Source organism: Pseudoxanthobacter sp. (assembly GCF_036822375.1).
GTDB lineage: Bacteria > Pseudomonadota > Alphaproteobacteria > Rhizobiales > Segnochrobactraceae > Pseudoxanthobacter.
This window is the reverse complement of sequence record NZ_DAISHT010000244.1, coordinates 1-1357: the sequence shown is the minus strand read 5'-3', so window position 1 is coordinate 1357 and position 1357 is coordinate 1. Positions and strand designations below refer to the sequence as shown.

At 71.4% G+C, this 1357-nt stretch carries 1 protein-coding gene; it reads left to right on the top strand.

The window, feature by feature from the left end; all coding sequences use genetic code 11:
• Positions 1-184: 184 nt before the first annotated feature.
• Positions 185-1324 (top strand): anhydro-N-acetylmuramic acid kinase, encoded by a 1140-nt coding sequence (locus V7067_RS15660; RefSeq protein ID WP_334176836.1) that lies wholly within the window; start codon positions 185-187, stop codon positions 1322-1324.
• The last annotated feature ends 33 nt before the right edge of the window (positions 1325-1357 follow it).

Sequence of the window (1357 nt, the reverse complement as noted above, 5' to 3'; positions counted from 1 at the left end):
GCGGCGGCTCTGCCGCCGGAGTAAGACACAGCGCGGCGGCTCCGCCGCCAGAGCCTATGGACACGGCGGCTCTGCCGCCGGAACAAGATACAACGCGGCGGCGCCGGCGCCGCCGCAGCAGACACGCCGGGTCCGCCGGCGGCAATCCCGCGGCCGCAAGGCCAGAACCGCGAGGCCCCGAACCATGACCCCAACCGCGAACGGCCCCATGCGCGCCATCGGCCTGATGAGCGGCACTTCCATGGACGGCGTCGATCTGGCGCTGGTCGATACCGATGGCGAAAGCGCGGTCCATGCCGTTACGGGGGCGTTCCGGCCCTATCACCCGGACGAGCGCGCCGTGCTGCGCCGCGCGCTGCAGGACGCGGCGGCGGTAACGAGCCGCACCGAGCGCACCCCGGCGATGGCCGAGGCGGAAGCCATCGTCACCCATGCCCATGTGGCCGCGGTGACGGATTTCATGGGCGCGCGCCGCATGAGCCCGCAGGATGTGGCGGTGATCGGCTTTCACGGGCAGACGGTGTTCCACGCCCCGCGCCGCGGCCTGACGGTGCAGATCGGCGATGCGCAGGCGCTGGCCGATGCCACGGGCGTGCCGGTGGTGTTCGACATGCGCGCCGCCGATGTGGCCGCCGGCGGCGAGGGGGCGCCCCTGGTGCCGGTCTATCACCGCGCTCTTGCCGCGCAGGCCGGGCTGAAGCGGCCGGTCGCCATTCTCAATATCGGCGGCGTCTCAAACCTCACTTATATCGGCCGCGACGGCGCGCTGCTGGCCTTCGACACCGGCCCCGGCAACGCCCTGATCGACGATCTCGTGCGCGAGCGCACCGGGGCCGCCATGGACGAAGGCGGCAGGCTGGCCGCCGCCGGCACCGTGGATGATGCGGCGCTGGGTGCGCTCATATCGCATCCATTTTTTCAGAAAAGGCCACCGAAGTCTCTGGATCGAAATAGCTTCTGTCGAAATTCAGTGACCGCGCTCTCCACCGAGGATGCGGCGGCAACGCTGACCGTCTTCACGGCCGCGGCGGTGGCGGCGGGCCTGAAACAGGTGCCGGAGGCGCCTGAACGGCTGGTGGTGTGCGGCGGCGGAACGCGCAACCCGACGCTGATGGCCGCCCTGAAGGCACTGACGAGGGTCGAGGTCGTGCCCGCGGAGGCGCTCGGCTGGTCGTCGGATGCGCTGGAGGCGGAAGCCTTCGCCTATCTCGCCGTGCGGTCGTGGAAGGGGCTGCCGCTGACTTTTCCCGGCACCACGGGCGTGCTGCAGCCGATGACCGGCGGCGTGCTGGTGCGGCCGCGGGTTGCGGCCGAGCCGGGCTGAAAAACAGACCGGGCGCCCCGCTTGGGGCGCCCG

Bases quoted from the DNA above. Each gene is read 5' to 3' on its own strand.
- V7067_RS15660 (WP_334176836.1), top strand. From the start codon at position 185: ATGACCCCAACCGCGAACGGCCCCATGCGCGCCATCGGCCTGATGAGC.